We start from the raw sequence: 23,675 nt of genomic DNA, 5'->3' as shown, positions 1-23,675 counted from the left end.
CTGATCCCATGGAAGCCCTGGAGCGATCCGGGGCTTCCTACCGACTCCGGTCGCATGATTGTGACAAAATGAATTTTTCGTTTTGACCGCGGGGAAACGGTCAATGCGGAATGTAAGTAGACTAGATCACCGAAGCGCGAGCCGTTCGAGACGCGAGCAGTCCGCATCCGGCGCGCGGACACCACGACCCTCATCACCGCGGGTTCGGATCGTCTTCAGGAACGTTCCGATCTTGCTCAGCAGGCCGCGCTTGTGGCCGACCGGATCGGGCGGCGTCACATCGAGCTTCGGGTCCGCCAGCGTGCCGGACACCCGCACGGGCGCCGCAGACTGGATCAGGTCCGGCCGCTTCGACCGCCCATCGAACATCAGCGCCAGCCGCTCCGTCGCCAGGTCCACGCTGCCCCGCGCATCGGCGCGCATGACCGGCGTATCGATCAGCACCGGCGCTGGCGACATCCGTCCGCCGCGCACCGTGAACCGCCCGATCAGACACCGGATCGGCACGGTGGCACCATCGCCATCGATCGCCAGCACCGCGCCGCGCAACAGATCGCCCACCGCCAGCGTCGCCAGGGTCCGCGCGACCAAGCCTTCGCGCGCGACCAGCCCAATCGTCCCCGACGACCGCCCCAGCGCAGACCTGATCGTCGAGCCGCTGCCGTCGAGCGCGATCCGCCCCTCCAGCGGCCCCGACGCCTCCGCCACCGTGGTCAGCACATCCTCGATCCGCGCCCCGCGCATGGCCAGCCGCATCGCGAGCCGCGGATCGCCGCCCGCCCGGTGGTCGACCGCGATACTCCCGTCGAGCGACCCGTGCGTCATGCCCACCCGCAACGGCGCCACCACCAGCCGCTGCCGATCGAGCGTCAGCGTCGCCGACAGGCTCCGGAACCGGCTCCCCGGCGGCATCACCAGCCGCTCCGCCACGAACCGCAGTCGGCCATCGGTATGGACCAGCTTGTCCAGCCGGATCGGCGTATTGGGCAGCACCCGCCGACCCGTCACGCGCTCCCGCGCCGCCGCCCGGGCTTGCGCCGCAGCGGACGCCAGATCGTCGAAATCGAACCGCCGCGACCGCACCGTCGCATCGAGGAAACTCCGCCCCGCGCGCTTCGACACCGTCAGCGTACCCGCCACGTCGGAATGGCCGAGCGTCCCAACCATCCGCCGAAAGGCCCAGGTCGACCCGTCACGCCGTACGTCGGCCCGCAGCACATAGTCCTGCGTCGCCGGAATGCCCGCCTGGACGATGGCGTCGAGCGACTTCAGATCATCCCCGCGCGACGTCACCCGCGCCGCCAGATGCGCCACGTCGAGCGGATGATCCATCATGCCCCGCGCCTCGAGCGTCACCGCCGGCGACACCACCGACAGTCCGAAGGGATAGCGCGCGTCCGGATCGAGATCGTTTAGCGCACCGCCCGTCGCCACGACCCGCACCGCTGCACCACGCAACGTCCCACGCCCCGCGATCCGCACCCCGGACCGTGCATCCGCCGACAGGGTCGCCTCCAGGTCCAGCCGCCGCCGCGCATCGACGATCCGCACCTCGCTGTCCCGAACCCGCAGCTGACGGATACGCGGAATATCGCCGCTGTCGTCGCCAGCGGAACCGCCGCCATCCAGGTTCCAGCGCCCACGCCCATCGCGCACCGCCACCAGCCGCAAACCCGCCACATCGACCGCCGTCGGCAACAGCTTGCCGCGGATCAGCGGCCCGATCGGAAACCGCACCGTCGCCTCCGCCACGCGCAGCATGTCGCCACGCCCGGCCCAGCTCGGCTGTGGAACGCGGACATCCCTGATCCGCACCGTCGGCGAAAAGCCGAATGCGTCGACCCGCTCGATCGCGCCGATCGTCACCGGCCGCCCGACCCGCGCGGACAGGCGCTGCTCGATCGGCCCGCGGAACACCCCCCACGGGAATGCCCCGACCGCCACCACGCCCGCCGCCGCGACGATCGAAACGCCGGCCAACAGGCGGGCAGGGCGGGTGAACTTAATCTGCGTCATGTCCTGTCAGGACGCAGCGCAGCCCGCGTCGTTCCGTCAGCCCGCGAGCATCCCCCCGCCGAGCAGCAGCAACAGCTTCACGTCGATCACCATCCCCGCCGCCCGCGCGTCCTCGACGAATGCCGCGATCTCGCCCAGCGGCACGCGGTGAACGACGATATCCTCACCCGCCACACCACCACCGTCCGACACCCGGACCAGCCCGGTCGCGCGCACCAGCATGAAGGTTTCGGACACCATCCCCGGCGACGACGCGAACCGCCCGAGCGCCTCGACATGCTGCGGCCGGTACCCGGTCTCCTCTTCAAGCTCACGCGCCGCGGCGACCTCGACCGGTTCGCCCTCGCTCTCGTCCCCGACCAGCCCGGCCGGCAGTTCCAGGCAGCGCGCCTGTAACGGCACGCGATATTGTTCGACCAGCAGGACATGCCCGTCGTCGATCGCCACGATCACCGCCGCGCCGATCCCACGTGCCCGCCCGACATATTCCCACGGCCCGCGCCGCCGGACGACGATGTAACGCCCCTCCCACATCGTCTCGACGGGTGCATCGGTCATAGCTGAATCAACCTGTCCGGGAGTTCGGGCGCATCGCGCGCGGAATGCGGGAAGTGCGTCGCGAGCGTTTCGCCAACCGCCTCGATCGCCGCGATCATGCCATCGGCGGCGCGGCCCGCGCGGACCTGCTCGAGCAGCGCGGACAGGATATCGCCCCAACGCTCGTTCGGCACCACCGCGTGGACCGCCGCATCCGCGACGATCTCCGCCCGGCGCTCGGCCAGCGAGAGGTAGAGCAGCACGCCGTTGCGGTTGGCGGTATGGGTCTGCACCCCGACGCGAAACAGGTCGACCGCCCGCCGCCGCACACGCCGTGCCTTGGTCGCCCCCGGCGTCAGCGCATAGCGTAGCGCCGGCAGACCGATCACGAACCGCAGGACCAGGAACAGCGCGACCACGAGGAACAGCAGGATCGTCAGTCGAGGCGCCGCCTCGATCGACCAGCCGCCGCGGAACAGCGCGTCGATCGCATCGAGCAGGGCAGGGCGCGCCGCCGCGACCGCCATCGCCACCAGCGCGCCGAGCAACGCCCAGTGCAGCACGACATCGCCGTAACTGTCCGACCGCGCCGCGACGATCGGCACGATCTCGCCGTCCGTCGCCGCCTCCGCCGCGGTCACCGCCTGCGTGATGCGCGCACTGTCCGCCGAGGAGAGGGCGAACATCACCATTGCCCCGATGCCCCGCCGCCGCCGAACGATCCGCCGCCGCCGCCCGTGAAGCCGCCGCCCATCCAGCCGCCGCCGGACGAACCACCGCTGTCCCCGCCGCCGCCAAAGCCGCCGCCGAAACCACCCCCACCGAAACCACCGCCGAGGCCGGGCCCCCACAGGATCACCGGCATCCCGCCGCCCCGATGCCGCCGCCCGCCACCACCGCCGCGCCCGCGCATCATCGACAACAGCACGAACAGCAGCACCAGTCCGACGAAGATCATCTCCACCGGGATCCCGCCGCCGTTCTTATGCTCCGCGTCATACTTCTTCGCCGCCGCGTCCACCTTCGCCTTCGCCGCCGCATCGGGCAGCCGCAGCTGCGCGATCAACGCGTCCGTGCCCGCCGTCAGCCCGCCCGGAATGTCGCCCGCCTTGAACCGCGGCAGGATGACCGTGTTCACGACGATGCTCGAGAATGTGTCGGTCAGCACCGGGGTCAGGCCGTAGCCGACCTCGACCCGCGCGTCGCGCTGTCCGACCGGCGCGTTGGGCGCTATGAACAGGATCGCGCCGTTGTCGATCTTGCGCACCCCGACACCCCATTCGCGACCCATGCGGTACCCATAATCCTCGCCGCTATACCCCTGCAGGTCGGCGATCGTCGCGACGACCAGCTGCCGCCCGGTATCCTTCTGCAACGCCTGCAGCTTGGCGGTCAGCGCCGTCTCGTCCGCCGGGGGGATGACGTTCGCCTGATCGACGACCAGCCCCGTGAACTTTGGAAAGGTCTGCGCGACCGCGGGCAGGGGGGCGAGCGCGACCAGCAGCGCCGGCGCCCGCCACGCGCGCATCATGCCGGTTTCGGCGAGAAGTCGATGGTCGGCGCGGTCTGCGCACCCGGCGTCGTCGCCTCGAACGGCGTCATCGGCTTGGCGCCGTAGAAGATCTTCGCGCCGATCGCGTCGGGGAAGGTCCGGATGCGCGTATTATACGCCTGCACCGCCTCGTTATAATCGCGCCGCGCGATGCGAATCTGGTTCTCGGTCCCCTCCAGCGTCGCCTGCAACGCCAGGAAGTTCGCGTTCGACTTCAGGTCCGGATAATTCTCCGTCACCGACATCAGCCGGCCGAGCGCCGCGGACAGCTCGCCCTGCGCCGCGCCGAACCGCTTCAGCGATTCCGGATCGTCGGTCCGCACGTTGATCGCCGTCGCATTCGCGCGCGCCTGCGTCACCTGAGTCAGCACATCCTTTTCCTGCGTGGCATAACCCTTCACCGTGGCGACCATGTTGGGGATCAGGTCCGCGCGCCGCTGATATTCGTTCTGCACATCGGCCCAGCGCGCCTTGGCGGTCTCCTCCGCGGTCGGCACGCTGTTCACGCCGCACGCGGACAGCATCAGCGCGGCGAACGGAACGAGCAACCGGATGCGGCGACGGGTCGGATGCGGCATGATGTTCCCCTCGGAGGTCTCGGACGGCGGTCTACCGCGCGCCCCGCCGGCCCGCAATAACTGCTTGCCCGGCCGGCACCGCCGATGCCAGATCGCGGGCGAAACAGGGAGACCGTCGATGCTTACCGAATTCAAGGCGTTCGTCAGCCGTGGCAACGTGCTCGATCTGGCGGTCGCCGTCATCATCGGCGCCGCGTTCGGCCGGATCGTCACATCGCTGACCGACGACATCATCATGCCGGTCATCGGCCGCATCTTCGGCGGCCTCGACTTCAGCAGCTATTTCCTGAAGATGGGTGCCGTGCCCGCCGACTATACCGGATCGCTGGACGACTATGCGGCGCTCAAGAAAGCCGGCGTCCCGCTGCTCGGTTACGGCGAGTTCCTGACCGTCGCGGTCAATTTCCTGCTCGTCGCGTTCGTGATCTTCCTGGTCGTGCGTGCCGTCAACCGCGCGATCCCGAAGGCGCCGGAACAGCCTGCGGTCGTGGTCGAATCGACCGAGATCCTGCTGCTTCGCGAAATCCGCGACGCCCTGCGTCAGGGCCGCCCGCCCGTCATCTGACCGACATATTGCGCCGCGTCGCGCACCATCCTATATCGCCAATGCCGGGTTCGCCCGGCTATGGTGATAAATGATGTCGTGACATAGACGCAGCGGACCCGGGGGCAGTACCCGGCGGCTCCACCATCATCGGCGCACCCGACCCTAGACGGGCGGCGCCGATTGTGACGGGGCCGAACTAGGATCGACGTGTGTTGAAAGACGATATTTTTGCCCGGCCTGATTGAGCCGTAAAACCGATCACAACCACAAGTGCTAACGACAACGAGGCACTCGCGATTGCTGCGTAACTAAGTCCTAACGGACGAAGTTAAACAGACAAAAGCGCGGTTGGGGCCGCACCGGGCAACAGAAGCGGACACCGGCGGTACGGGGGGCACCGAGCAACAGAAGCTCCCCACTTGTTTTTAATTTGGCGAGACGCTGCTGGTTTAGTCCTGCAGTTCCGATCTGTGCTTAGACCAGATCCGCCGGTCTCAAGCGAAGTCGAGGGATCCTTCGAGCGAAGCCGAGAAGCCAACAGCGCCCCTGGGCTGCGCGCGGGGAAGAGCGACTTCGCCCGGCATGGACGGAGTGGGAGGGTTCGAAGCCTCGAACCCTCGAACCCACCGTTCGTCCTGAGTAGGGACTGAGCGAAGCCGAAGGCCCGTATCGAAGGATCGGTCCCAGCCTCGAACACCATGCTTCGATACGAGCCCTCGATACGCGCAAGGGCACTACTCCACCTCTACTCAGCACGAACGGGGTGAGGGCTGACGTAGGTCAGCAAGCCAAGTCCCGATATAAGCAAGCCGAGACCGCTTCCCCAAACACCGTTCAGTTCGAGCCTGTCGAGAACCCCAACTCACACCCCACCCCGTTTGGTTCGAGCTTGTCGAGAACTCCACGCAAGGTTCTCGACAGGCTCAAACCAAACGGGAAAGGGCGCCCGCCTCCCCAACAAACCCAAATTGCCCGCCGCAAACTTTTATCTCTACCAATCCAGTTGGGAATGATGCCATCATCCGGTCCGGAGGCGCTTCGCCTCCGACCCGCTCCCCTCACGACGTCGGGCCGTGAGGGGGGCGGGTCACGCTGCGTGCGAGACCAGGGGGCCTTACCATGACATTCCGAACCATCCTTTGCGCCGGCTCGGCACTTGCAGCCTTCGCCCAGCCAGCCGCTGCGACCACGACCGCAGCCGACCAACCCGTCACGCAACCTGCGGTTGAACCCGCGACAGCGGAACCGGTCGCAGCCCAACCCGGCCTAACGTCAGGCGCTGCGCCGGCCCCCGCCGCGACGACTGAAGCACCCAACCCGCTCGACATCCTCGTCACCGCCCGCCGGCGCAGCGAGAATGTCCAGAGCGTCCCGCTCGCCATCTCCGTCGTCGACGCGCGCGCGCTGGAGGCGACCGGCAGCTTCAACGTCGCCAAGCTCACCCAGCTACAACCCTCGCTGCAATTCTACTCGACCAACCCGCGCAACTCCGCCGCCAACATCCGCGGCCTCGGCGCGCCGTTCGGGCTCACCAACGACGGCATCGAACAGGGCGTCGGCGTCTATATCGACCAGGTCTACAACAGCCGCATCGCGGCGGCGACGTTCGACTTCCTCGACGTGGAACAGGTCGAAGTGCTGCGCGGGCCGCAGGGCACGCTCTACGGCAAGAACACCACCGCCGGCGCGATCAACATCACGACGCGCGCCCCCAGCTTCGAATATGAGGGCCGCGCCGAGGCCACCGTCGGCAATCTCGGCTTCGTCCAGGCCAAGGCGTCCATCTCCGGCCCACTGATCGCGGACACACTCGCGATCCGGCTGGCGGCGTCGACCACCGACCGGAAGGGCACGATCTACAACGTCACGAGCGGCCGGCGCGTCAACGAACAGGACAATCTCGGCTTCCGCGGCTCGCTGCTCTGGCGCGCCACCGACGCACTGAAACTCACGCTGTCCGGCGACTATAACCGCCAGGACCCCGAATGCTGCGCGCAGATCTACGTCCGCACCGGGGCCACACAACGCCCGCTCAACCGTCAGTTCGCCGGCCTCGCCGCCGCGTTCGGCTATGTCCCGCCCAGCACGAACGCGTTCGACCGCGTCACCGATCTCGACACGCCGCTCGACGCGTTCCAGGAAATCGGCGGCGCCTCGCTCCGCGCGGAATGGGATGTCGGCCCGGGCACGCTGACCTCGGTCTCCGCCTGGCGCTTCTGGAACTGGAAGCCGTCGAACGACCGCGACTTCACCGGCCTGCCGATCACCACGCGGTCGAACAACCCGTCGAAGCAGGACCAATATTCCCAGGAACTGCGCTACGCCGTGTCGGGCGACCGCATCGACACTGTCGCCGGCCTGTTCGCCTATCACCAGGAACAGCACACCACCGGCGTCCAGGAACAGGGCGCCGCCGCCAGCCGCTGGCTGCTCAACCCGACCAGTGCCAACGCGAACAACCCCGCGGTCCTGAACGGCCTGACCTCGTCCAACGACATCCTGTTCAAATCGACCAGCCTCGCCGCGTTCGGCCAGCTCAGCTGGAAGGTCACCGACCGGCTGAAGCTGCAACCCGGGCTGCGCGTGAACTACGACCGGAAGTCCGGCAACTATGTCTCCGTCGTGACGAACGGGCAGGGGGTCGCGATCGACTGCACCGTCATCCCGTCGACCAATACCATCCTGCGCGATCAGTGCGCGACGCTGCCGCCGCAAAGCTACAACCCGAAATTCACCGACTGGAACGTGTCGGGCGACTTCACCGCCTCCTACGAATTCGCACGCGACGTGCTCGGCTACGCAACCTATGCGAAGAGCTTCAAGTCCGGCGGCATCAACCTCGCCGGCCTGCCGCTCGACGCCAACAACCGCCCGATCCTCGCCACCCAAACGGTGAAACCCGAGAACGTCAACCACTACGAACTCGGCCTCAAGACCCAGCTGTTCGATCGCCGCGCGACGTTCAACCTGGCCGCGTTCTGGACAGAGATCGGCAACTACCAGGCGACCGTCACCAACGGCCAGCTCGGCGTGCTGCGCGGCTACCTCGCCAATGCCGACAAGGTCCGGGTCCGCGGGATTGAGGCGGACTTCTCGATGCGGCCGAGCGAGCGGCTGACGGTCTACGCCAGCGGCGCCTTCACTGACCACGAATACGTCAAGTTCGTCGACGCCCCGTGCCCGCCCGAACTGTCCGGCGGCACGACGGTCACCGCCGGCCAGACGCCCAGCGCGCCCGGCACCCCCGGCGGCCTTAGCCCCGCCAACTGCGACATCTCCGGCGAGTGGCTGCCCGGCATCTCGAAATGGGCCGCCTCCTACGGCGCTGAATACAACATCCCCGCCACATTCTTCGGGCGGGAGGGGCAGGTCTACGCCGCGTTCGACGGCAACTACCGCTCGAAATTCTCGTCCAATCCCTCGCGCTCCGCCTACACCGACATCGCCCGCTACGCGGTCGCGAACTTCCGGGCGGGCGCCCGCGTGGCGGACGGCTGGGACATCTTCGGCTGGGTCCGCAACGCGCTCGACAAGAACTATTACGACATCCTCGCCACCCAGTCGGGCAGCACGGGCCTGATCGTCGGCCAACCCGCCGACCCGCGCACCTACGGTCTGACCGTCAAGACGCGCTTCTAGGTCGAGGCAACGCCACCAGCCGCCGACGCAAAAAGGGGGCCCCGCGGGGCCCCCTTTCGCTTCGTAGCAAGGCTGACGAAGATCAGTCTTCGCGCGTCAGGAACGCGGGTGCGAAGGTCGTCTCTTCGTTGCTGCCGCCGCGATCCGGACGGTCGCCGTCGTTGCGGTCGCGGCGCGGGCCACGATCGCCACCACGGTCGCCGCCGCCGCCGCCGCGCGGGCCGCGATCGTTGCGATCGCCGCCGCCACCGCCACCGCCGCCACGCGGGCCACGGCCACCATCCCGGTCGCCACCGCCACCGCCGCCTTCACGGCGCGGGCCGCGATCCGGACGGTCACCGGCTTCGCGCGGGGGACGGGTATCCTCCAGCTCGGCACCGGTTTCCTGATCGACGACGCGCATCGACAGGCGCACCTTGCCGCGCTGGTCGATCTCGAGGACCTTGACCTTCACGTCCTGCCCTTCGGACAGCACGTCGGAGACCTTGGCCACCCGCTCGTTCTTGATCTCGGACACGTGGACCAGACCATCCTTGCCGCCCATGAAGTTCACGAACGCGCCGAAGTCGACCAGGTTGACGACCTTGCCGTCGTAGATCTTGCCGATCTCGGCTTCCAGCGTGATGCCTTCGATCCACTTGCGTGCGGCTGCGATCTTCTCGGGGTCGGACGATGCGATCTTGATCGTGCCGTCGTCCTCGATGTCGACCTTCGCGCCGGTGGTGGCGACGATCTCGCGGATCACCTTGCCGCCGGTGCCGATGATATCGCGGATCTTATCCTTCGGCACCGTCATCGTCTCGATCCGCGGCGCGTGCGCCGACAGCTCGGTCCGGGTGGTGTCGAGCGCCTTGGCCATCTCCTCCAGGATATGGGCACGGCCTTCATGCGCCTGCGCGAGCGCGACCTTCATGATCTCCTCGGTGATGCCGGCGATCTTGATGTCCATCTGCAGGCTGGTGATGCCCTCGGACGTGCCCGCCACCTTGAAGTCCATGTCGCCGAGATGATCCTCGTCGCCCAGGATGTCGGAGATCACGGCGAACTCCTTGCCTTCCAGGATCAGGCCCATCGCGATGCCGGACACCGGACGCTTCAGCGGAACGCCCGCATCCATCATCGCCAGCGACCCGCCGCAGACCGTCGCCATCGACGAGGAGCCGTTGCTCTCCGTAATGTCGGACAGGACGCGGATCGTGTACGGGAACTCTTCCTTGGTCGGCAGGACCGGGTTCAGCGCGCGCCAGGCGAGCTTCCCGTGACCGATCTCGCGACGGCCCGGCGCACCGAAGCGGCCGACTTCACCGACCGAGTAGGGCGGGAAGTTGTAGTGCAGCATGAAGCGCTCGTAATGCAGCCCGTTCAGGCCGTCGATCATCTGCTCCGCATCGGCGGTGCCGAGCGTCGTGGTGACGATCGACTGCGTCTCGCCGCGGGTGAACAGCGCCGAACCGTGCGCGCGCGGCAGGAAGTGGACCATCGATTCGATCGGGCGCACGGTCTTCGTGTCGCGTCCGTCGATGCGGCGGCCTTCCTTCAGGATCGCCGTGCGGACGATGTCGCCTTCCAGCTTCTTGCCTAGCTTGTTCGCCTTCAGGCGCGTCGCGGCATCGGCATCCTTGAAATGCTCGTGCATCGCCTTCTTGGCTTCTGCGATCGCGGCGACGCGGTCGGCCTTGCCGGTCAGCTTGTAGGCCTTGTCCAGCCCGTTGCCGATCAGCTTCTTGACCTGCTTCTTCAGGTCGCCGCTGTCGTCCAGCGCCGGCAATTCCCACGGATCCTTCGCGGCCTTCTCGGCCAGGTCGATGATGCCGTCGATGACCAGGCGGCTCGCGTCGTGCGCGAACACGACGGCGCCGAGCATGACGTCTTCCGACAGCTCCTTGGCTTCGGACTCGACCATCATCACCGCGCCGTGTGTGGCGGCGACGATCAGGTCCAGATCGCTGTCCTTGATCGCCTCGTTCGACGGGTTGAGGATGTACTCGCCGTCCTTGTAACCGACGCGGGCGCAACCGATCGGGCCCATGAAGGGCAGGCCGGAAATGGTCAGCGCGGCCGATGCGGCGATCATCGCCAGAATGTCTGGCTCGTTCTCGCCGTCATAGCTCAGAACCTGGCAGATGACGTTGATTTCGTTGTAGAAACCTTCCGGGAACAGCGGGCGGATCGGACGATCGATCAGGCGGCTGGTCAGCGTCTCCTTCTCGGTGGCGCCACGCTCACGCTTGAAGAAACCACCCGGGATGCGGCCGGCGGCGCTGTACTTTTCCTGGTAGTGGACGGTGAGCGGGAAGAAGTCCTGCCCGTCCTTGACCGACTTGGCGGCGGTGACCGCGCACAGCACGACCGTCTCGCCGAGCGTCGCGAGGACCGCGCCGTCGGCCTGGCGGGCAACGCGGCCCGTTTCCAGGGTCAGCGTCTGGCCGCCCCACTGGATTTCGCTCTTCTGGATATCGAACATTCGGTTTCCTCAGGATTGCCGGCACGCCCGATGCGGCCGGGGCCTCTATCCGATCCCATGTGGATCGGTGCGGACGATGACCGGCCCGCGCGGTTCGGGATGCCCTGGGGCCCCCTGTGGACGATGGCCGGATTGCCGTTCGTCCTATCTGCGGTCGTTCGTACCCCGCATAGGCGGTAGTTCCGGTCGACCGTGGAACTGGATCCCCGCATGCCGCGGGGATATGAAAAAGGCGCCTTTCGGCGCCTTTTCCTTACTTGCGGAGGCCGAGCTTGCCGATGAGATCGGTGTAGCGCTGCGCATCCTTCTTCTTCAGGTAATCGAGCAGGCTGCGACGGTTGTTCACCATCATCAGCAGGCCGCGGCGGGAGTGGTTGTCCTTCGCATGGCCCTTGAAATGCTCGGTCAGGTTGACGATCCGCTCGGTCAGGATCGAAATCTGGACCTCGGGGCTGCCCGTGTCGCCTTCGCTGCGACCATGTTCGGCGATGAGGGCGGTCTTGCGTTCTGCGGTGATCGTCATGCTATGTCCTCGACATCGACTAAATTGAAACCGCGCACGACCCGTATCCCGCTTTCGCCCTGTTCGACCAGCGCCACAGGGGTGCCGGCGTCGAGCGCGAGGTGCAGGCCGGGTGGTACGGCGATCCCGATCAGCTTGCGCCCCTGGCGGAGCGCACCTGCCTGATCGGGGGTGACGGAAAAGGCCGGGATGTCGTCCAGCCCCGCCGTCAACGGCAGGAGTGCATGATGCACGCCGCGGTCCTGTCCCAGATCGGCCAGTTTGTCCAGCGATATCGCCTGTCTGAGCACGAACGGCCCGGCTTTCGTGCGCCTGAGCATGGTCACATGCCCGACGGTCTCCAGCGCTTCGGCAATGTCGCGTGCGAGGCTGCGGATATAGGTGCCTTTCGACACGCGCGCGGTGAGGGTGATCTCCGACAAACCCTCAACCCCGTCCATGCCGAGCGAAGTCGAGGCAGCCTTAGCAGGAGCCACAACCTCGAGCGCATAGACCGTAACCCCACGCGTCTGGATCTCGAACGTCTCGCCCGCCCGCGCCCGGTCATAGGCACGCTCCCCGTCGATCTTGATCGCGCTATACGCCGGCGGCACCTGCTCGATCGGCCCGGTGAAACGCGGCAGCACCGCCAGCAACTCCGCCAAGCTCGGCCGCACATCCGACGTCGCCACCACCTTGCCCTCCAGGTCGATCGTATCGGTCGCCGCCCCGAACGCGATCGTGAAATCGTATGCCTTGTCCGCATCGAGCATCCGCCCGGCCAGCTTCGTCGCCTCGCCCAGCGCGATCGGCAGCACGCCCGTTGCCAGCGGATCGAGCGTGCCGCCATGGCCCACCTTCACCTTCGCATAGCCGCCGGAGCGCAGCGCGCGCTTCACCGCGGACACGATTTGCGTCGATCCGGGTCCGAGCGGCTTGTCGATCACCAGCCAGCCGTTCACGCAGGAACCCATTCGTCGGCGAGGATCGCGTACATCACGCTGTCGCGGACATATCCGGTCCAGGTGATCCGATCGCGGCGCATCACGCCCTCGCGCACCGCGCCGAGCTTCTCCACCGCCGCCATCGACCGGCCGTTCCGCGCGTCGATGCGGAACTGGATGCGGTGGAAACCCGCCTCGAACGCCCGCTCGATCAGCAGATGCTTGATCGGCCGGTTCAGGCCCGTGCCGCGGGCCGAGGGGGTCAGGTAAGTGCCGCCGATATCTAGGACGCCATTGGCGGTATCGACGTTCAGATACCCCGACATGCCGACCATCGCGCCATCCGCGAACAGCGCGAACGGCCGCCGGCCCTGATCCGCGCGCATCGCCGCGAAACTCGCGTCGAACCGTTCCGGCGCGTAGGACGTCGGATAGATTTCCCAGACCGGATCGTCCGCGGGGCAGAGCGGGCGAAGCAACTCGCGATGCGCATCGCCAAGCTGCTCGAGGTGCAACCCCGGCGCATCGATCGGCGCGATCAGGCGGTTCAAATCACCGCGCACGGCTCTGCTTCATATAATGCCGCCGGCACAGCGCGACATAGCGGTCGTTCCCGCCGATCTCGGTCTGGTCGCCATCACGCACCCCGCGCCCGCCGGCATCGACCCGCAAATTCATCGTCGCCTTCCGCCCACAAGCACAGATCGCCTTGATCTCGGTCAGCGTGTCCGCCAGCGCCAGCAGATGCGCGCTCCCCTCGAACAACTCCCCCCGAAAATCGGTGCGCAAGCCGTAGGCCAGCACCGGTATCCCGACCTCGTCGCAAACCTGCGCCAGTTCCAACACTTGGTGCCGCGTCAAAAACTGAGCCTCGTCCACCAACACGCAGGCGAGCGGGGTCGCCGCATGCTGCGCCTCGACACACGCCCGGATTGCGGTCTGGCGATCAAACGTCATGGCGGGCGCACACAAGCCGATCCGCGACGTAATCATCCCCGCCGCATACCGATCATCCAGCGCCGCGGTGAACAACATCGTGTTCAACCCACGCTCGCGATAATTGAAGCTCGACTGCAACAGGATCGTCGACTTCCCCGCATTCATCGACGCGTAGTAGAAATACAGCTTCGCCATCAGGACACGCCCAGCGTTTCAACGGGCAGGGGGGCGTCAACGCCAGCCCTGCGGGCAAGCCCACGGTCGAACGTGACGAAGCAACTAATATGCCGCGTCGCGACTAGATGGATCATGTCCGCGAAGTCCGCGCCGTGGGCCAGGCGCTCCGCAGCCCAGCGAACCATCGCAGCTTCATCGACGACAAGGCCGTCCAGATCGGTCAACACCGCCAGAACGTCAGCGATCCGTTCACGCTTCCAGCCATAGGCGCTGCGCAGGACCCACTCGACCTCGATGAGGACGGTCAGCGAAACGTGCAGGACCTCGTTCTGGAGGAGCGTCTGGGCCTCGCGCGCCTGATCCTCGTCATCCGCGACGATCAGCCGCAGGACGACATTCGTATCGACAGCCCTCATTCGCGGCCCTTCGCCGCGAACATTGCGTCGACCGCGGTATTCATCTCTTCGATCGTCACCGCGGGGCCTTCATGCCGCGGTATGCGTCGCCTGAATTCCTCGTAGCTGATCTTCTCGCGCGCGGGTTCAGCCGCTTGCAGGACGATGCGGCGGCCCTCCCGAACAATGTCGAGGAACTCGCCGGGTTCGAGTTGCAACGCATCCCGAATGTCCTTCGGAATGACGATTTGTCCCTTCGACGACAATCTGGTGCGCGCGTTCATGCCGGTAAGATACGTCTTACCGTCCAACCGGTCAATCGGACCCCAGGTCGCGCGCGATGTGCGGATCCCGGAGCAGCGCGTCGATATGGCTGCCCTCGTCGAAGCTTTCGTCCGACAGGAACTTCAGCTTCGCCGCGAACCGTGCGTTCACCCGTCGCGCGACCTCGCTCTGCAGATAGGCGGTGTTGGTACGCAGCGCCTTCAGGATCACCGCCTCGTCCGCCTCGCCCAGCGTCTTCACGAACGCGGTCGCGTGGCGCAGGTCGGGGGACATCCGCACTTCTGTCACCGAAATGCTGTGCTTGGTCAGCACGTCGTCATGCACGTCGCCGCGCATCAGCACCTCGGACAGCGCGTGACGCACTTGTTCGCCCACGCGGAGCGCCCGGACCGACCGGCCTTCGGATGTTTCGGTGGGGCGCATGGCGGTACTCCAGTCAGTCGTGACGCCGCGGGGGCATCAGCAGCGTCATCAGGATCATCATCCCGCTGAACAACAGGTGGATCGGCGCAAACGCGATCCGGGCAAGCAGGGTGACGGGATCATGCCTGGGCATGACCCCTGTCTAGCGAAACGAAGCGAGCCCGTCATCCCGGCGAAGGCCGGGATCTCGATGTGGCCGGGTGGCCCAAGCCGCAGGGAGACCCCGGCCTCCGCCGGGATGACGAATTCAGGACGAAGCGCTTAAAGCGTGCGCTCGCGCTCTTCGACCTCGAACGTCTCGACGATGTCGCCCGCCTTGATGTCGGTCGACCCTTCGATCGTGATACCGCACTCCAGACCGGCGCGCACTTCCGGCACGTCGTCCTTGAACCGGCGGAGCGACGAGATCGACCCGTTGTAGATGATGACGTCGTCGCGCAACACGCGGGCACGCAGCTTCTGGCGGATATAACCTTCGACCACGAGCAGACCCGCCGCCTTGCCGTGCTTGCCCGCGGAGAAGACCTCGCGGATTTCGGCACGACCGACGACATGCTCGAGATACTCCGGCCCGAGCTGCCCGGCCATCGCGGCGCGGATCTCGTCGAGCAGGTCGTAGATGACGTCGTAATACTTCAGCGCCACGCCGTCCCGCGTCGCGAGTTCGCGTGCCTTGCTGTTCGCACGCACGTTGAACCCGATGATCGGGGCACGCGACGCCGCCGCCAGCGACACGTCGCTCTCGGTGATGCCGCCCACGCCCGAATGCAGGATCCGGACCTGGATGAGGTCGGTCGAGATCTTGTTGAGCGACGCCACGATCGCCTCGACCGAGCCCTGCGCGTCCGCCTTGACGACCAGCGGGAACTGCTGCGCCTGCTTCTCGCGGAGTGCCGAGAACATCGTCTCGAGGTTGGCCGGGGCCGAGGTGGTCCGCTTCTGCTGGATCACGCTCGCACGGTAATCCGCGACCTCACGGGCACGCGCCTCGTTCTCGACCACCGACAGCGGATCACCCGCGGACGGCACGCCGGTCAGACCCAGCACCTGCACCGGCATCGACGGAAGCGCGAGCTTCACGTTCTTGCCCTTGTCGTCGATCAGCGCGCGGACCTTGCCGCTCTCGGCACCCACCACGAAGATGTCGCCGACGCGCAGCGTACCACGCCCGACCAGGACGGTCGCAACCGCACCACGGCCCTTGTCCAGCGTCGCTTCCACGACAGTGCCCTCGGCCGGACGATCCGGGTTGGCGCGCAGTTCGAGCAGATCGGCCTGCAGCTCGATCTTGTCGATCAGCTCTTCCAGCCCGGTCTTCTTGGTCGCGGAAACCTCGACGTCCTGGACGTCACCGCCCATTTCCTCGACCTGCACGTCATATTGCAGCAGCGCCTGGCGGATCTTGGACGCATCCGAACCCGGCTTGTCCATCTTGTTGATCGCCACGATCATCGGCACGCCCGCGGCGCGGACATGGCTGATCGCCTCGATCGTCTGCGGCCGCATGCCGTCGTCGCCGGCCACCACCAGCACCACGATGTCGGTGATGTTGGCGCCACGCGCACGCATGTCGCTGAACGCTTCATGGCCCGGCGTGTCGAGGAACGTGATCTTGTTCCCCGACTTCACGGTCACCTGATAGGCGCCGATATGCTGGGTGATCCCGCCCGCTTCGCCCGATGCGACGTTCGCACCGCGCAGCGCGTCGAGCAGCGAGGTCTTGCCGTGATCGACATGGCCCATGATCGTGACGACCGGCGGACGCGTGACCTGCGTGTCGTCGGAATCGACTTCCTCGTGGCTCGTCAGGTCGATGTCGCTGTCCGACACGCGGTTGATGTTGTGGCCGAACTCGGTGACCAGCAGCTCCGCCGTATCCTGGTCGATCGTCTGCGTGATCGTGACGGGCATGCCCATCTTGAACAGCGCCTTGACCAGGTCGGCCCCGCGTTCCGCCATGCGGTTCGCCAGTTCCTGCACGGTGATCGCTTCCGGCACGTTCACGTCGCGAACCTGCTTGATCGACGGACCGCTGTTGCCCGAACCCTTGGCCTTCTCGCGGCTGCGCTTCAGCGCAGCGAGCGAGCGGGTGCGGGCGCTGGCACCATCGTCCAGCGCACGCGTGACGGTCAACTTGCCCGACTGGCGACGCTCGTCGGCATTCTTTTCGCGCGATACGGGCTTTGCGGCCGGACGCGGTGCGGTCGGCAACGGGGTGAAGCGACGCGGCGGCGGGAAACGCCCATCCGCACCGGCTTCGGCCTGCGCGGCTTCGCCGGTCGGCGCGGCTGCGGTAGCCGCAGGGGCGGCCGGTGCCGCGGCGGGGGCAGGGGCCGCCGTCGGGTTTTCCGCCGCCAGCTTGTTCTGCTCGATCCGGCGCTTCTCTTCTTCCGCGGCCTCGGCACGCAGACGATCCTCGCGGCGGCGCGCTTCCTCCAGCGCCGTCATGCGTGCCTCTTCGGCCTCGCGCAGCAGCTTGGCCTGGCGTTCCTGACGGCTGAGCAGGTCGTTGCCCGGGTTGCGAGCGGGGGCGGCCTGACGCGCCGGGGTCCGCACGGGGGCGGGGGCACGGCGCGGCGTTGCGGTCACCGGCTTCGGCGCAGGCGTCGGCTCGGGTGCCGCGACCGGCTCCGGCGCAGCTTCGACCACGGGAGCCGGGGCCGGGGGCGGCGTCGGCACCGGCTTGGCGACCGGCGTGAACGCGCGCGGCGGCGGGAAGGCCGGTGCCGCGGCAGGGGCCTCGGGTGCAGCTTCGGCGACCGGGGCAGGTGCCTCGGCGACGGGCTCGGCAACCGGGGCCGCAACGGGCTCCGGCGCAGGGGCGGGTGCCGCAACTGGTGCCGGGACCGGCGTCGGTGAGGCCACCACTTCGGGTGCCGCCATGGGCTCGGGTGCCGCCTGCTCGACCACAGGCTCCGCCTCGCCGGGCTTGCGGAATACGCGTGCCTTCTTGACCTCCACCACCACGGTGTTGGAACGGCCATGGCTGAAGCTCTGCTTCACCTTGCCCGTTTCGACCGTGCGGCGGACACCAAGCGGTGCGCGCATACCAAGCTTCGGCTTTTCGTTGTCGCTCATATGGTCGTCAGAACCCTTCGATATTCAGCGGGGAAGGGCCTTGCGAAGCACTGTCGCAAGGCTCGATCGCCCATTCTCGTCCGATAAAGTCGCGCCAGCGATCCAGCGCCTGCGTGACTCGCGCGGCAGCAGCCGGCGTTATCAGCGCAATATGTACCACGTTTTCGCGGCCCAGCGCCATCGACAATATGGCACGGCCCGCCGGGATTACCAGACCGCGCAGATCGCTGCCCTCTTCGCCGCGGCCCACGCGGAGCGCCTGATCCAGCTTGCGATTGCCGTCGGTGCCGGCATCCGCGGCGTGCAGCAGCAGCTTGGCAACGCCCTTGCGCGCGCTCTCCGCGATCTTGTCCGATCCGGTCAGCAACGTGCCCGAGCGCGCCTCCAGCCCCAGCCGATCGAGCGCATCGCGCTCCAGCGCTGCGGCGATGCGCGCGGGCAGGTCGTCCGGGATGGTCAACGCCTGCGTCTTGAACGCGCGGTACAGCGCACCCTTCAGCTTGCCCTTGGCCAGCGCCGTCTCCAGCGTCGTCCGGTCCACCCCGATCCACGCCCCACGCCCCGGCGCCCGCGCCCGCACGTCCGGCGCGATCGACCCGTCGGGGCCGAGCGCAAGCCGGATCAGCTTCTCCCGCGACGCGCGCACACCCGACAGGATGCAGCGCCGCTCGGGATCATGCTTGTTGGCCTTGGTATCTTCTTCGGGCTCGGCATCCGAACCCACGTCCGTGCTCAGCAACGTCCCGGGCACAACCGTGACATCGGCGTCCGGACCACCGGACTCCGTTCCCTCTACTGGGTAAGGCGCACGCACATCCCCCGCCGTTTCAGGCGGGGGCGCATCGCGATGATTTACGAACTCGGGGCGATCATCGTGGGACATCCGCGGTTGCGTCCTCCCGCGGCTTGCGATCCATGACGAGCATGGCGTTGTTGCCCCAATTCTCGGTCGCGACTTCGGTGATGACGATGTGCGTCGTCGCCGGGTTCTTGCCGCAACGCTCGACCAGCGAACGCGTCACGTCCTCTACCAGCCCGCGCTTCTGCTCGGTGGTCAGCGGCCCGGCGACCTTGATGTCGACGAACGGCATCAGGCGTCGTCCTCCACGGCTGTGTTCGCAGGCGCCTCTTCCGAAGCCTCGGCCGCAGGCTCTTCGTCCTCGAACCAGTGCGCGCGCGCCGCCATGATGATCTCGTTGCCCTGATCTTCGGTCAGGCCATATTCCGACAGAATGCCGCTCTTCTCGGGATCGGTGCTCGGCGTGCGGCGGCGCGGTTCGACGCGCTTCTTCAGGATCAGCTCGTCGGTCGCCAGATCGGCCAGGTCGTCGAGCGTCTTGATGCCCGCCTTGCCCAGCGTCACCAGCATCGCCTCGGTCAGGTAAGGCAGGTCGGCCAGTGCGTCCTCGACGCCCATGCCCTGCCGCTCTTCGCGGTTGGCCTGCTCGCGCCGGTCGAGTGCTTCCTGCGCGCGGTTCTGCAACTCGGACGCCAATTCTTCGTCGAAACCCTCGATCGCGGCGATCTCGTCGACCTCGACATAGGCGACTTCTTCCAGGCTGGAGAAGCCCTCGGCGACCAGCAGCTGGGCCAGCGTCTCGTCGACGTCCAGTTCCTTCTCGAACAGGCCGCTATTCTCGACGAATTCCTTCTGGCGCTTCTCCGAAGCATCCGCCTCGGTCATGATGTCGATCGCCGAACCGGTCAGCTGCGACGCGAGCCGCACATTCTGGCCGCGGCGGCCGATGGCGAGCGACAGCTGGTCATCGGGCACCACCACTTCGATGCGGCTGTCCTCCTCGTCGATCACGACGCGGCTGACCTGCGCCGGCTGCAACGCGTTCACCACGAACGTCGCGGTGTCGGGCGACCAGGGGATGATGTCGATCTTCTCGCCCTGCATTTCCTGCACGACGGCCTGCACGCGGCTGCCCTTCATGCCGACGCAGGCGCCGACCGGATCGATCGAGCTGTCGTGGCTGATGACGCCGATCTTGGCGCGGCTGCCCGGATCGCGCGCGGCGGCCTTGATCTCGATCACGCCGTCGTAGATTTCGGGCACTTCCTGCGCGAACAGCTTCTTCATGAAATCGGGGTGCGCGCGGCTCAGAAAGATCTGCGGACCACGCGTTTCACGGGCGACGCGCAGGATCAGCGAACGGATGCGGTCGCCGACGCGGACGACTTCGCGCGGGATCTGCGCATCGCGGCGCACGACGCCTTCTGCACGGCCCAGGTCGACGACGACATGGCCGAACTCGACGCGCTTGACCACGCCGGTGATGATCTCGCCCGCGCGGTCCTTGAACTCTTCATACTGGCGGTCGCGCTCGGCATCGCGCACCTTCTGAAAGATGACCTGCTTGGCGGCCTGTGCCGCGATGCGGCCGAATTCAATGTTGGGCAGCGGATCGACGATGAAGTCGCCCACGACCGCGCCGGCCTGCAGCTTCTGCGCGTCTGCGACGCTCACCTGCTTGAAATAATCCTCGACCAGCTCGACGACCTCGACGACGCGCCACAGGCGCAGGTCGCCCGCGGTGGTGTCGATCTTCGCGCGGATGTCGTTCTCCGCGCCGTACCGCGTACGGGCGGCGCGCTGGATGGCGTCTTCCATCGCCTCGATCACGATCTCGCGATCGATCAGCTTTTCCTTGGCGACCGCATCGGCGATGGCGAGCAGCTCGGCCTTGTTGGCGGAAATGGCGGTGGCCATCGGACTATCCTTCCTGCGTGGGTTCGACGCCGTCATCGGCGTCCAGTTCGACGATCTCGTCGGCGCCGTCCGCGTTCAGCGGGGCCGTGGCCTTGAGGAGCGCGTCGGTCAAGATAAGTTTGGCAGATGCGATACCGGTAAAAGGCAGCGTCAGTTCACCGACGCGTTCGACGTACAACAGCACGTCGTCGCCATCGACGCCCTTCAGCGACGCCTCGTACTGCTTGCGCCCGTCGCGCGGCTCGACCAGCTTGATACGCGCATCGAAGCCCGCCCAGTCCTGGAAATCCTTCAGGCGGGTCAGCGGCCGGTCGATGCCGGGGGACGACACCTCCAGCCGGTACGCCTCCTCGATCGGGTCCTTCTCGTCCAGCATGTCGGAGATGCGGCGGCTCAGCGCCTCGCAATCCGTCAGGTCCAGCTGGCGGGTGTCGGGCCGCTCGGCCATGATCTGCAGCGTCGGGTCGGACTTGCCGCCGTTCATCTGCACGCGCACCAGTGCGAGACCCAAGGCCTGCGCCTCCGGTTCGATCAGACTGTTCAACAAGGCGATATCCGCCATCGATGCTCCTGCGCTCTTCATGCGTCATGCATGCGTCCGTATCGCCGGACCCGGGGGGATCCGACCTCGCCAAAGTTACCAATGTCGAGAAGATGAATTTCCTCTACGCCAAACGACCGGGGGCGGCAAGACTGCAACATAAAGTGGGGCCGCGGAGTTTCGCATCCAACCAAACTGCCGGGAGACAGTCATGCGCGTACCGACCACCAGCTTCACCCTCGCCTTGTTGCTCGCCGCCGGCGGCGCGGTCGCCGTTGCCGCCCAGACTGCCTCCCCACAAGCACCGATCACCGCGGAACAGCCGTTCGCCGCGAAGGACTTCACCGAAACGCAGGTCGCGCGCTTCGACAGCCCGTGGGCGATGACGCCGGCGCCCGGCGGCGGTTTCCTCGTCACCGAGAAGGCCGGAACGCTCAAATATCTCCCCATCGGCCCGAACGCCGCGGCGCGCTCGGTCGCCGGCGTGCCGAAGGTCGACGACGGGGGGCAGGGCGGGCTGATGGACGTCGTGTTCCGCCCCGGCACCGACATGCTCTACTTCAGCTATTCGGAGGCCGGTGCCGGCGGCAAGGGCGTTGCCCTCGCCCGCGCGCGCTTCGTGCAGGACGCGAAGGGCGCTCGTCTCGACAACGTCGAGACGCTGTTCCGCACGCCGAAGGTCGACGGCAACGGCCATTATTCCGGCCGCATCGCGTTCGCGCCGGACGGGCATCTGTTCTTCACCGCCGGCGAACGGCAGAAGTTCGATCCCGCGCAGGACCCCAAGCTGACGCTCGGCAAGGTCCTGCGGCTGACCGCGGACGGCAAGCCTGCGCCCGGCAACCCGCTCGCCGCCAAGGGGTTCGACCCCGCGGTCTGGACCTACGGCCACCGCAACCTGCTCGGCATCGCGTTCGATGCGAAGGGCAATCTATGGGAGCAGGAGATGGGGCCGAAGGGCGGCGACGAGCTCAATCTCATCCTGCCCGGCCGCAACTACGGCTATCCGCTCGTGTCGAACGGCGACCATTATGACGGCCGCCCGATCCCCGACCATCCGACCCGCCCGGACCTGGAGGCACCCAAGGCGAGCTGGAACCCGGTCATCTCGCCCGCCGGCCTCATGATCTATTCCGGCGCACTGTTCCCCGCATGGCGCGGCAATGCGTTCATCGGCGGGCTGTCGTCGAAGGCGCTCATCCGCGTCGCGATCGACGGCACCACCGCCCGCGAGGCCGCGCGCTACGACATGGGCGCCCGCATCCGCGAGGTCGAACAGGGCCCCGACGGCGCGGTCTACGTGCTGGAAGACGGCCCCAACGCCCGCCTGCTGCGCCTGACACCGAAGGGGTAAGGCGCGACACCGTCATCCCGGACCCGATCCGGGATGACGGCACCTACCGAACGTCGTCGATCAGCGCATCCAGCTTCTTCTGCGCCGCGCGATCATATTGCGCGGGCACCGCATGCATCCGGCACGCATCGCTCGACCGCCAGCCGACACGGTGATCCCACGCGCACCGCTCGTCGCGCGCGGCGGACAGATAATAAAGGTGGAACCCCACCGCACCGATTAGCGCGGCGAGCAGGACGGTCACGAACGTCTTCATGCCGTCACCACTAGCGCCGCCGGTACCGGAAGTACCAGACCTCGTGCCCCTTGCTGCGGGCTTTCTGCTCATAGCGTGTCTCCGGCCAGTCGTCCGGGCGGACGAGAAAATCCTGCGGTCCGTCGATCAGCCATTCGAAATCCGGGCTTTCGTCCATGATCATCATGGCCCAGCGGACATAGACCGGGTGGTCGGTCCCGAACCGGAACTCACCGCCCGGCTTCAGCTTCCGCGCGATCCGGTCGACGGGCCCGGCGTTCATGAAGCGCCGCTTGGCATGGCGCGCCTTGGGCCACGGATCGGGGTGCAGCAGATACACCCGCTCCAGCGAGGCATCGGGCAACCGCTCGAGCACGTCGAGCGCATCGCCCATGTGCAGCCGGACATTGTCGATCCCGTCCGCATCGATTTTCATCAGTGCGCCGACGACCCCGTCGAGGAACGGCTCGCACCCGATGAAACCGTGGTCCGGCCGCATAGCCGCCTGGCCCGCCAGATGCTCGCCCTTGCCGAACCCGATCTCGACCTGCATCGGCCGGTCGTCGCCGAACAGCATCGCCGCATCGATCGGTCCGGTCTCCGGCACCGCCAGCTCGGGCAGCATCCGCTCGACCAGCCCGGCCTGGCCTTCGCGCAATTTATGTCCGGTGCGGCGGCCGTACAGCCGGCGAAGCGTCGTGGGATCTTCCATGACCGCGCCGGTTAGCCGACGACGAGGGCAAGGGGAAGGCG

23 protein-coding genes and 1 other RNA gene are annotated in these 23,675 nt (G+C 67.1%); 4 read left to right on the top strand and 20 right to left on the bottom strand.

The genetic code is table 11. The features are described 5' to 3' along the window. Nucleotides 1–126: 126 nt before the first annotated feature. From ACFSGX_RS07715 to ACFSGX_RS07695, 5 genes are read right to left on the bottom strand one after another with little or no spacing between them, the layout of a single operon-like run. Nucleotides 127–2,016 (bottom strand): AsmA family protein, encoded by a 1,890-nt coding sequence (locus ACFSGX_RS07715; protein ID WP_380928835.1) that lies wholly within the window; start codon nt 2,014–2,016, stop codon nt 127–129. Between the two features lie 36 nt (nt 2,017–2,052). Further along, complete coding sequence (locus ACFSGX_RS07710; RefSeq protein ID WP_380928834.1) at nt 2,053–2,574, bottom strand: NUDIX hydrolase; 522 nt, start codon at nt 2,572–2,574, stop codon at nt 2,053–2,055. After that, entirely contained in the window at nt 2,571–3,239 is a 669-nt protein-coding gene (locus tag ACFSGX_RS07705) for a TPM domain-containing protein (protein ID WP_380928832.1), read from the bottom strand. Before ACFSGX_RS07705 ends, ACFSGX_RS07710 begins: the two co-directional genes overlap by 4 nt. Further along, a complete protein-coding gene (locus ACFSGX_RS07700; protein ID WP_380928831.1) occupies nt 3,239–4,084 on the bottom strand; it encodes a TPM domain-containing protein in 846 nt (281 codons plus the stop codon). The genes ACFSGX_RS07705 and ACFSGX_RS07700 overlap by 1 nt, the downstream gene beginning before the upstream one ends. Beyond that, entirely contained in the window at nt 4,081–4,683 is a 603-nt protein-coding gene (locus ACFSGX_RS07695; RefSeq protein WP_380928829.1) for a LemA family protein, read from the bottom strand. The genes ACFSGX_RS07700 and ACFSGX_RS07695 overlap by 4 nt, the downstream gene beginning before the upstream one ends. Nucleotides 4,684–4,801: 118 nt before the next feature. Here ACFSGX_RS07695 and mscL point away from each other — a divergent pair, with 118 nt between their 5' ends. The 3 genes from mscL to ACFSGX_RS07680 all read left to right on the top strand — a co-directional run bounded on the left by mscL (nt 4,802) and on the right by ACFSGX_RS07680 (nt 8,869). After that, nucleotides 4,802–5,248 carry a large conductance mechanosensitive channel protein MscL gene (mscL, locus tag ACFSGX_RS07690; protein ID WP_380928827.1) on the top strand — a complete coding sequence of 149 codons (447 nt, stop codon included), beginning with the start codon at nt 4,802–4,804 and terminating at the stop codon, nt 5,246–5,248. Nucleotides 5,249–5,252: 4 nt separating this feature from the next. Continuing rightward, nucleotides 5,253–5,611, top strand: a transfer-messenger RNA (tmRNA) gene (ssrA, locus tag ACFSGX_RS07685). A 738-nt stretch (nt 5,612–6,349) separates the two neighbouring features. Beyond that, the gene (locus ACFSGX_RS07680) at nt 6,350–8,869 is read left to right on the top strand and encodes a TonB-dependent receptor (RefSeq protein WP_380928825.1); all 2,520 of its coding nucleotides are present in this window, start codon (nt 6,350–6,352) and stop codon (nt 8,867–8,869) included. Nucleotides 8,870–8,951: 82 nt separating this feature from the next. On the opposite strand, the gene pnp is transcribed toward ACFSGX_RS07680, so the two are convergent. The 13 genes from pnp to rimP form a co-directional block, all read right to left on the bottom strand. After that, on the bottom strand, nt 8,952–11,333 hold the full coding sequence (gene pnp / locus ACFSGX_RS07675) for a polyribonucleotide nucleotidyltransferase (RefSeq protein WP_380928823.1): 2,382 nt from the start codon (nt 11,331–11,333) through the stop codon (nt 8,952–8,954). Between the two features lie 253 nt (nt 11,334–11,586). After that, entirely contained in the window at nt 11,587–11,856 is a 270-nt protein-coding gene (rpsO, locus tag ACFSGX_RS07670; RefSeq protein WP_076068233.1) for a 30S ribosomal protein S15, read from the bottom strand. Further along, a complete protein-coding gene (truB, locus tag ACFSGX_RS07665; protein ID WP_380928821.1) occupies nt 11,853–12,809 on the bottom strand; it encodes a tRNA pseudouridine(55) synthase TruB in 957 nt (318 codons plus the stop codon). The genes rpsO and truB overlap by 4 nt, the downstream gene beginning before the upstream one ends. Next, nucleotides 12,794–13,342, bottom strand: a complete 549-nt coding sequence (locus ACFSGX_RS07660) for a GNAT family N-acetyltransferase (RefSeq protein ID WP_380928819.1) — start codon at nt 13,340–13,342, stop codon at nt 12,794–12,796. The genes truB and ACFSGX_RS07660 overlap by 16 nt, the downstream gene beginning before the upstream one ends. Next, complete coding sequence (locus ACFSGX_RS07655) at nt 13,332–13,913, bottom strand: thymidine kinase (RefSeq protein ID WP_380928817.1); 582 nt, start codon at nt 13,911–13,913, stop codon at nt 13,332–13,334. Before ACFSGX_RS07655 ends, ACFSGX_RS07660 begins: the two co-directional genes overlap by 11 nt. Then, a complete protein-coding gene (locus ACFSGX_RS07650; protein ID WP_380928816.1) occupies nt 13,913–14,311 on the bottom strand; it encodes a type II toxin-antitoxin system VapC family toxin in 399 nt (132 codons plus the stop codon). The genes ACFSGX_RS07655 and ACFSGX_RS07650 overlap by 1 nt, the downstream gene beginning before the upstream one ends. Then, the gene (locus ACFSGX_RS07645; protein ID WP_380928814.1) at nt 14,308–14,574 is read right to left on the bottom strand and encodes an AbrB/MazE/SpoVT family DNA-binding domain-containing protein; all 267 of its coding nucleotides are present in this window, start codon (nt 14,572–14,574) and stop codon (nt 14,308–14,310) included. Before ACFSGX_RS07645 ends, ACFSGX_RS07650 begins: the two co-directional genes overlap by 4 nt. 31 nt (nt 14,575–14,605) lie before the next feature. Then, the gene (gene rbfA / locus ACFSGX_RS07640) at nt 14,606–14,998 is read right to left on the bottom strand and encodes a 30S ribosome-binding factor RbfA (RefSeq protein ID WP_157177509.1); all 393 of its coding nucleotides are present in this window, start codon (nt 14,996–14,998) and stop codon (nt 14,606–14,608) included. 261 nt (nt 14,999–15,259) lie between these two features. Further along, nucleotides 15,260–18,076 carry a translation initiation factor IF-2 gene (gene infB, locus ACFSGX_RS07635; protein ID WP_380928812.1) on the bottom strand — a complete coding sequence of 939 codons (2,817 nt, stop codon included), beginning with the start codon at nt 18,074–18,076 and terminating at the stop codon, nt 15,260–15,262. 7 nt (nt 18,077–18,083) lie between these two features. Further along, entirely contained in the window at nt 18,084–18,800 is a 717-nt protein-coding gene (locus ACFSGX_RS07630) for a DUF448 domain-containing protein (protein WP_380930012.1), read from the bottom strand. A 145-nt stretch (nt 18,801–18,945) separates the two neighbouring features. Continuing rightward, complete coding sequence (locus ACFSGX_RS07625; protein WP_157177512.1) at nt 18,946–19,167, bottom strand: tautomerase family protein; 222 nt, start codon at nt 19,165–19,167, stop codon at nt 18,946–18,948. Further along, nucleotides 19,167–20,792: a transcription termination factor NusA gene (nusA, locus tag ACFSGX_RS07620; RefSeq protein ID WP_380928810.1), complete on the bottom strand. Its 1,626-nt coding sequence runs from the start codon at nt 20,790–20,792 to the stop codon at nt 19,167–19,169. The genes ACFSGX_RS07625 and nusA overlap by 1 nt, the downstream gene beginning before the upstream one ends. A gap of 4 nt (nt 20,793–20,796) precedes the next feature. Next, nucleotides 20,797–21,354 (bottom strand): ribosome maturation protein RimP, encoded by a 558-nt coding sequence (rimP, locus tag ACFSGX_RS07615; RefSeq protein WP_157177514.1) that lies wholly within the window; start codon nt 21,352–21,354, stop codon nt 20,797–20,799. Between the two features lie 190 nt (nt 21,355–21,544). Between rimP and ACFSGX_RS07610 the strand changes: the two genes are divergently transcribed. Further along, on the top strand, nt 21,545–22,687 hold the full coding sequence (locus tag ACFSGX_RS07610) for a PQQ-dependent sugar dehydrogenase (RefSeq protein WP_380928809.1): 1,143 nt from the start codon (nt 21,545–21,547) through the stop codon (nt 22,685–22,687). Between the two features lie 43 nt (nt 22,688–22,730). On the opposite strand, the gene ACFSGX_RS07605 is transcribed toward ACFSGX_RS07610, so the two are convergent. Together ACFSGX_RS07605 and trmB are read right to left on the bottom strand one after the other, a co-directional pair. Then, nucleotides 22,731–22,943: a hypothetical protein gene (locus ACFSGX_RS07605; protein WP_380928807.1), complete on the bottom strand. Its 213-nt coding sequence runs from the start codon at nt 22,941–22,943 to the stop codon at nt 22,731–22,733. A gap of 10 nt (nt 22,944–22,953) precedes the next feature. Beyond that, nucleotides 22,954–23,634: a tRNA (guanosine(46)-N7)-methyltransferase TrmB gene (trmB, locus tag ACFSGX_RS07600; RefSeq protein ID WP_380928805.1), complete on the bottom strand. Its 681-nt coding sequence runs from the start codon at nt 23,632–23,634 to the stop codon at nt 22,954–22,956. Between the last annotated feature and the right edge of the window lie 41 nt (nt 23,635–23,675).

The sequence above is a fragment of the Sphingomonas arantia genome (assembly GCF_042682045.1).
GTDB lineage: Bacteria > Pseudomonadota > Alphaproteobacteria > Sphingomonadales > Sphingomonadaceae > Sphingomonas_R > Sphingomonas_R arantia.
The sequence above is the reverse complement of the archived record's forward strand: the minus strand, read 5'-3'. Positions and strand labels throughout refer to the sequence as shown.